The sequence below is a fragment of the Desulfosporosinus sp. BICA1-9 genome (assembly GCF_000802135.1).
The window spans coordinates 1-6,743 of the sequence record NZ_JUEE01000007.1 but is presented as its reverse complement, the minus strand read 5'-3'; the positions used below and the strand labels follow the sequence as shown (position 1 = coordinate 6,743).

Genomic DNA, 6,743 nt, shown 5'->3' with positions numbered 1-6,743 from the left:
GCTCTCCGACTCCTCGCACCACGTCAACTTTCACTTCGGGGTTGCCTTATAGAAAGCCTTACTGAGTTGCTGTGCTTGTCTGACTGAAGTGAACACGCACAACGATCTCCACCTCGGCTAATTTATACACCGGCCCATGACGGTGTTCATCCTCAGATAATACGAGGTCTCCGTGGGTTGCTACGCCATCTTCCATACCATGCCGCCCACACACACCTTGGTTCGATGGGTGGACTGAAAGTGCCTTCGCCTCCATAGTGCAGGCTCGACCTTGCCCCATCTTTGGCCGACCGGTTCGCAATTCGGGTGGCCCCTTTTCACTACGGCCTGGTACTTCTCCTCAAGCCCTTCAGACTCCACTTCGCAATGGACGCCCTGCCCTCTGATGCAAGAGCATCAGCCCTTGAGGAATTACCCCCAAGTTTGGATATGGATCCCCCAGTCCGGGATCCAGTGGGACTTTAACCCACCTGATGAACGTGCTGCCACGCACGCACTATGAATGAATCCGAATCCCTAATGTTGCCATCGGCCTTCCTCTTTTTCGATTGTCCGGCCTTACCTGTCTTTACGACAAGAGCCATCAGGGTACCTCCCAAGTTCCTGACACCTCTCTCCATACATGCCACGTTCTCTGACCCCGACAGACCCTCCGAAACCTTGCCATTAGTCGGTTTCTTTGCTTGGACTTCCGTGACGTTAACCACGTCGTCATCTGCTCTTCGTCTGTTTCCAGACACACTATGACGGGGCTGAATATGCTTCAGGAGTTACGGTTCTCCCTGTGGCCTATATAGTTCTCTGTGTACGCTTCGCCTTAGTGTTTCCAGTTTCGACGCAACACTCGATATGGGTGGTTGGCTAGACCTTACCCAGCAAGGACTTTCACCTTGTAAGAAGTGCCAAGCTTCGCTTGGCGCACTAACGTTCTGAGCATTCACGATGCGTCCCAACCACATTCATATTGGCAAAATGTCGTGAATGCTCTGTTGTGAGATGCCCAGCTGCAACAGCTTTAGGATTATCCAAATATTGTTTAATCCTCATAGACGAAGTATTGGTTGAAAAGTATATGTACTTTATGCCCTCTCTCTTCCGTGGAGGAAGCATTGCTTTCGTGTTCGGAAACCCTTCACTATTCAATAGATCTAATAATTGAGACACTTACTTTGTCTATTGCGTTAAGAAGCAATTTCCTTTCTCTTGTCGATAATTAATATAGCGTAAATTGGGTTGTCTTTTGAAAAACCATTCAAATCTCCGGGGCATGTTGTTCGTTATCTTGGACGCTATACCCACAGAGTAGCGATCAGCAATTCTAGAATTCAAGCCTTTGACAGTCAGTCCGTGAGTTTTGAATGGCGAGATTATAAGGACGGTAATAAATCGAACGTAGTAATAAGGTTATGGTTACTTCACTTATTTACATAAAACGTCATAACACACTCCTGACTCATCTAGCTGTATCACTACGAAAAGAAACCATCAATATTACAGGTTTTGTGACTAAAACGTTATCGTTATACCTACAGCCAAATTTCTTTTAGGACAAACTTCGTCATCAGGAGTCAAATCCCTTCTATTGACTGTAATTTATTAACACTATTACTGTATTTTTGCTATTCATACAACTGTGTAATTTGTAACAAAATTTTAAAGGCTAGGGGTTCTACTTCCCTAGCCTTTAATTGTTTTCTTTTTCGAAAGAGCATTGATTGAAATCAATTACAACTATACAAAGGTTCCCACCAGTAGTTTGTATTCCTGTGTAAAGGCTACAAGGATCCCTTGATCGGGCAAATTTACATCCATCTCATTTCAATTCTTACCTCTGACACATCGAACAATAAACCGTTGTCCGCCCAGCGAGTCGAATGCGTTCTAACGTCTGCCCACAGACTTTGCAGGGTTCCCCACCCCGTCCGTACACTTGTAAGGCTTGTTCAAAGGATCCTTTATCCCCATTGGCATCCCGGTAATCCCGAAGGATGTGCCCTGGGCATCGATTCCTGCTTGAATCAAACAACAAATTAATACTAATCTTCAGCAAACTTTCAGTTTAGTTTCAGCCATGTTTCAGATTTGTATAGTAAAGTAGCTTAAGCCTAATAAATTTGCGGAGGTTTTAATTAATGAACATATCTTCAGTTTCTTCAACATCTAACAGTTCTTATACCTTAGGAAATGATAGTGATGTAAAACAACTTTTAAGTCGAATAAAACTACTTCAGAGCCAAATCGAAACTGAGACTCAAAGTAAAGATGATAAGAAAACAAAACAGGAAACAATTCAATTATTACAAGCTCAGATAGTACAAATTCAAGCCCAAATACAAGCAAAGAAGTCCAACCAAAGTAGTACTAGTACACAAGAAACAAAGACTGCGACTATTTCAAGCGATAACATACTTGATATTCAAGCTTAACTTCCAAGTTTGGCTGTGATCGATTTGTACGGAACTCCTTCCTCCAAATGAAGTCGAATAGCCTCAATTTGATTTCCATATGGTACCTTTTTTGTTGCTCGCCTATTTTTCAACTAAAATTCCCTCCCATGGTGATTGAAATATCATTCTAGCATGGGAGGGAATTTTAGTGTTTTTGTCTGGGATATAGGTCTCACTTCAAACTGTAATAATAGCAACACATTTTTCATATTTTTTCTCCTTGTTGATTTCTTAGTTACGGTAGAGAGGCCGGTTACCCGACATCCTTATGCAATTCCAATTATTTGAGCAACCAACCGCCTTTATAAACTTTCTACTTTTTTCCTAAATACTCCTCCAAAAATTAGTCTTATTTTTTGAACCATTTCTATTAATATAAAAATGGACAACGCTGAACAACCATGCAAAATTAGTTCACATATGAAAAGAACGATTTAATAAGCCTAAGTGGCAAAGGAAGCGATTAATAACCAAGTTATTGTGATTGACTACTGTACTAATGATTGGTACAATTTATGATGATACTACTTCAGTAGTTACATGGATAGAATCAACTATTTTGAATAGAAAGGAGCTTAAGCAATGGATCGAGACTTAAGCGAGATCCTTCAACGATTCGGGTTTACTCAATACGAATCCAAAGCGTATCAAGCTCTTGTAAGAAGTGGATCTTCCCATGCCTCCTCGGTTAGTAAAGTATCCGGTATTCCCAGAGCTAGAATTTATGATACCTTAGAATCTTTGGTTGAGCAGGGAATAGTGATGATTGAAGAAAATGCTGAAGGGTTAAAAACCTACACAGGTTTGCCAGTAAGCGTCTTTCTCGAAAAAATGCGAAATAGCTGGCTAACCGATTTCTCTCTTGCCGAAAAAGAGTTAAAAGCGATTGAGAACCAAGGAGAAAAGCAGGATACTTATATTTCTACTCTGCGAGGAAGAGATAACATTTTAGCATTTTGCCGCATTTTGATTCGCCGGGCACAAAATCAAGTAATCCTATCAATCTGGGATACGATGTACAATGAACTGCTGCCGGACCTACAGCAGGCAATACAAAACGGCCGCCGGGTACGCGGCATAACTTTTGAGGTTTTTCAGCCTCTTGAGGGTCTTTATAGTCATCGCCATAACGAATACATGTCCTCTTTACGTTCAGAAAATTGGTTTATTCTTTCGGTAGATAGTCGCGAACTACTATACGGCCATTCTGCTGAACGTGACAGTAATGCATTTTTTACTGATGATACTGTACATATTTATTTGCTTGAGGATTATGTTTGGCACGACGTATTAGTAAATCGTCTCATTAAAGAACAAGGAAAACAACTTGATAATTGGATTTTGCCTGAGATGGAGGCATTTTTCGATCGAAAAGTGTTGCCATCTAGCTTTTGAGAAACAACTAATATGAATGTTATCGTCGAATAACCATTAGGGGGAGAAGTTTGATGTCCGATAAACAGGTCCGTTTGCTCATGGTGCTGACCAGTATTCTTTGGTCCGGCGCATTTATAACCGGAAAATTCTCCGTACAAGAATTTCCACCGTTTGCCCTGACTTTCTTTCGCTTTTTATTCGCATTGCCGTTTATCTTTACAATTCTGTACCTTAAAGAGCCCAGAAACCTTTTCCCGCGCGGAAAACAATGGGCGGCACTTCTCCTGCTTGGATTCCTTGGCACCTTTTGTTATCACGCCCTATTTTTTACGTCCCTAAACTATACCACGGCGATCAATTCGTCGCTGATCGGAGCTATTAATCCCATGCTCACGACCCTTCTGGCAGCCATGTTCTTTGGCGAACGATTAACTACTTTAAGAGTATTTGGCATTTTTCTGTCTTTCATTGGTGTCTTTCTCTTCATTACAAATGGGGATTTGCAGGTAATTTCCCAATTTCAAATGAATTATGGTGATTTTCTGATGCTGATCGGAGTCTTTTGCATTGCGACCTATTCCCTTCTAAGCCGACGTTATATGAAGCAATATCAGCTAACGCCGTTCATGGTCACAGCTTATACATTCTTGATCTGTGTTGTTATTTCCGTTCCTTTCGTCTTGTGGGAAAATCCAGCCACATATCTATCTACAACGACAGCAAGAGGATGGCTCTCCATTTTATATATGAGCGTGTTTGCCTCAGTTTTGGGCTACCTTTTCCAGGCGATTGCCATTCAACGCATTGGTGCTCCTCGCACCGCGGTTTTTATAAATCTAGTCCCTATCTTTACAATTATCCAGTCTGTGACAATCTTAGGTGAATCGATCACTCTGATTAAATTAATGTGTGCCGCCATTGTCATTACTGGCGTTTATTTGGCGACGCGTCAGGAATCGAGAGCCATTTCTTTGAAAGTTCATGATAAGGTCGTTTGAATTGCTGTAAGTTAATAGAATAAGACCGAAATAGTTTATAACATGCCAAGATTTCGGTGAGGCTTTGGGTCGTGCTAGTGCTAGTACTACTACCTATAGCGGAAATACTCATTAATAATCCCCTTCTTCTCATAATATTTGTTATCACGGATCATGTACTACGTATATATCGACTGTAAAGCTTTGAAATGTCTTTGAAATTCTGAAATCCCATCAAAGTTATGTTAAAGAAGCTAGAACTTGTTTAAATATGTCTTGTGATTGGCCTGCAGGAGCAGTTTGATTGCCATCTGGTGCTCCGCTTTGACCTTTTGGTTTGTCTTTTGGTTGAGTCGTACCATCTGGACTCTTTCCGCTCGGATTTCCTTTCTGAGTATTAGTACTTAAAAAAGTCTTTTGTTTCTCTGTAAAAACTGCGTTGATTGCTTCGGCTTTTTGTTGAAGGAATTCTTGACTTGGATTTGCAGTATCCATTAATAGTTGCAGAATCGGTTTGATTTTATCTTTCTGATCGCTCGTCAGAACCATTTGCTGGTTTTCTTGGAGATGGCGCATACAATGCTGAATTATTATCGCTAAAAAAACCGTAGACTACTCCTTTCTTTGTTATTCCGCTTTCTTCTGTCCTCTCAAAATCCTAACGGAAAGATAAATCCCCGAAATAGTCAAGATAATCATGCTAATCGCTGAAATATCGATTACCCATTGGATATTCAGATTACCAAGCTTTCCGGCATGCAGTCCTTTAACGACTCCCATAAGGCTATTTCCTGCTTCTGGTTTTTTTGAACCTTCAGAGTTCGGGGCTGCCCTTTCAGATTGCCTTTCCCCCTGTAAACTAGAATTTTGTGTATTGGAAGTTTCTGTATTTTGACTTGTCGTGCTTTGATTTGCTATTGATGTGCTCTGATTAGCTGTTGTCATACCTTGACCTGCTATTGTCATACTTTGATTCCATGATGAAGTAAACTGAGAATTCTTTTCCATAACAGGTACTTTTGATTGCATTCCCATGAGTGAAGGATGCGCAAGCATTAATCCAGTAACAGCCTCCAAGAGAATTATTATTGAAGTGATTAATCCAATCCATAAGTGTAAATTGCGCAATTTACGAAACATTGGTGTTTTCCTCTACTTCTTCAAAATATTTAAGCAAAGACTAATAAGCGACTACCCGTAAAATTGATGACAAAGCTTACTCCCGTTGCCAGCAATTTGCTGACGAGAACTGACCAGACGAGATGATCATGAAAGTAAACCAATAATCCATACATCGATAACTTTATCCAATTGCTCCCATGGCCAGATTATTTCAAATATTCCGACTTGAAAAGGAGCAGGGCGTATTATAAATGTGTAGGCGGTTATGATACCGAAGTTACCTCCTCCACCTCCGCGAATGGCCCATAGCAGGTCGGGATTTTCGGTTTCGCTGACGTGTAAAATCTTACCATTGGCATCAACTATGGTGGCAGCCAGAATGTTGTCGGAAATCAGTCCGGCTGTTCGCTGGATAACCGTAATTCCGCCGCCAGTACTTATTCCGCCTATACCAACAGTGGAACTGTCTCCAAAAGGTGCCAGGACGCCTTCCTATTGTAATTGATTTATATTCTGTAATAATATACCCTTTGACTTCGCTATCCCATATTGAATTACTGTCATCTAAAACTCTGATGGTTGCTGTAATATCAAATGGCGCAATAGCTGAATAAATGATTTTGTTGTTCGTAATAGACAGTGGGCATATATCATAAAGGGCTTTTGATAAAAATATTTCGTCAATATTTTCCACTTCTTAAATCTCAGTAGTCTTAGAACTGCTGTGCCCTAACAGTTCCTGAATATACCTCAGGTTGAGTCCCTGCCTCAAAGAGATGGGGTATATCTGCCCCAGAAGGAGAAGGGCCTGGTAGTAGGT

General features: G+C 41.0%; 8 protein-coding genes and 2 pseudogenes. 4 read left to right on the top strand and 6 right to left on the bottom strand.

Translation table 11 applies throughout. From position 1 onward, the window contains the following. Positions 1 to 58: 58 nt before the first annotated feature. On the bottom strand, positions 59 to 301 hold the full coding sequence (locus tag JL57_RS00815; RefSeq protein ID WP_034140154.1) for a hypothetical protein: 243 nt from the start codon (positions 299 to 301) through the stop codon (positions 59 to 61). A 710-nt stretch (positions 302 to 1,011) separates the two neighbouring features. After that, a pseudogene (locus JL57_RS33200) lies at positions 1,012 to 1,192 on the bottom strand (pyridoxamine 5'-phosphate oxidase); the annotation flags it as partial. Between the two features lie 41 nt (positions 1,193 to 1,233). On the opposite strand from JL57_RS33200, the gene JL57_RS33195 reads away from it, so the two are divergent. Then, positions 1,234 to 1,431, top strand: a complete 198-nt coding sequence (locus tag JL57_RS33195; RefSeq protein ID WP_291299548.1) for a transposase — start codon at positions 1,234 to 1,236, stop codon at positions 1,429 to 1,431. 394 nt (positions 1,432 to 1,825) lie between these two features. On the opposite strand, the pseudogene JL57_RS33190 reads toward JL57_RS33195, so the two are convergent. After that, positions 1,826 to 2,031, bottom strand: a pseudogene (locus JL57_RS33190) (zinc finger domain-containing protein); the annotation flags it as partial. Between the two features lie 101 nt (positions 2,032 to 2,132). Between JL57_RS33190 and JL57_RS00805 the strand changes: the two are divergent. The 3 genes from JL57_RS00805 to JL57_RS00795 all read left to right on the top strand — a co-directional run bounded on the left by JL57_RS00805 (position 2,133) and on the right by JL57_RS00795 (position 4,822). Beyond that, complete coding sequence (locus tag JL57_RS00805; RefSeq protein WP_045691652.1) at positions 2,133 to 2,426, top strand: FlxA-like family protein; 294 nt, start codon at positions 2,133 to 2,135, stop codon at positions 2,424 to 2,426. Between the two features lie 603 nt (positions 2,427 to 3,029). Continuing rightward, the gene (locus JL57_RS00800; RefSeq protein WP_034140152.1) at positions 3,030 to 3,842 is read left to right on the top strand and encodes a TrmB family transcriptional regulator; all 813 of its coding nucleotides are present in this window, start codon (positions 3,030 to 3,032) and stop codon (positions 3,840 to 3,842) included. A 53-nt stretch (positions 3,843 to 3,895) separates the two neighbouring features. Beyond that, positions 3,896 to 4,822, top strand: a complete 927-nt coding sequence (locus JL57_RS00795; protein WP_034140151.1) for a DMT family transporter — start codon at positions 3,896 to 3,898, stop codon at positions 4,820 to 4,822. Between the two features lie 219 nt (positions 4,823 to 5,041). Here JL57_RS00795 and JL57_RS00790 read toward each other — a convergent pair whose 3' ends face one another. The 3 genes from JL57_RS00790 to JL57_RS33185 all read right to left on the bottom strand — a co-directional run bounded on the left by JL57_RS00790 (position 5,042) and on the right by JL57_RS33185 (position 6,406). Next, positions 5,042 to 5,350, bottom strand: coding sequence for a hypothetical protein (locus JL57_RS00790; RefSeq protein WP_034140150.1), 309 nt, complete (start codon positions 5,348 to 5,350; stop codon positions 5,042 to 5,044). Between the two features lie 78 nt (positions 5,351 to 5,428). Continuing rightward, the gene (locus JL57_RS00785; protein WP_034140149.1) at positions 5,429 to 5,941 is read right to left on the bottom strand and encodes a PepSY-associated TM helix domain-containing protein; all 513 of its coding nucleotides are present in this window, start codon (positions 5,939 to 5,941) and stop codon (positions 5,429 to 5,431) included. A gap of 126 nt (positions 5,942 to 6,067) precedes the next feature. Then, positions 6,068 to 6,406, bottom strand: a complete 339-nt coding sequence (locus JL57_RS33185) for an FAD-binding protein (protein ID WP_291299549.1) — start codon at positions 6,404 to 6,406, stop codon at positions 6,068 to 6,070. Between the last annotated feature and the right edge of the window lie 337 nt (positions 6,407 to 6,743).

Bases quoted from the DNA above. Each gene is read 5' to 3' on its own strand.
- JL57_RS00785 (WP_034140149.1), bottom strand. From the start codon at position 5,941: ATGTTTCGTAAATTGCGCAATTTACACTTATGGATTGGATTAATCACT.
- JL57_RS00795 (WP_034140151.1), top strand. From the start codon at position 3,896: ATGTCCGATAAACAGGTCCGTTTGCTCATGGTGCTGACCAGTATTCTT.
- JL57_RS00800 (WP_034140152.1), top strand. From the start codon at position 3,030: ATGGATCGAGACTTAAGCGAGATCCTTCAACGATTCGGGTTTACTCAA.
- JL57_RS00790 (WP_034140150.1), bottom strand. From the start codon at position 5,350: ATGGTTCTGACGAGCGATCAGAAAGATAAAATCAAACCGATTCTGCAA.
- JL57_RS00805 (WP_045691652.1), top strand. From the start codon at position 2,133: ATGAACATATCTTCAGTTTCTTCAACATCTAACAGTTCTTATACCTTA.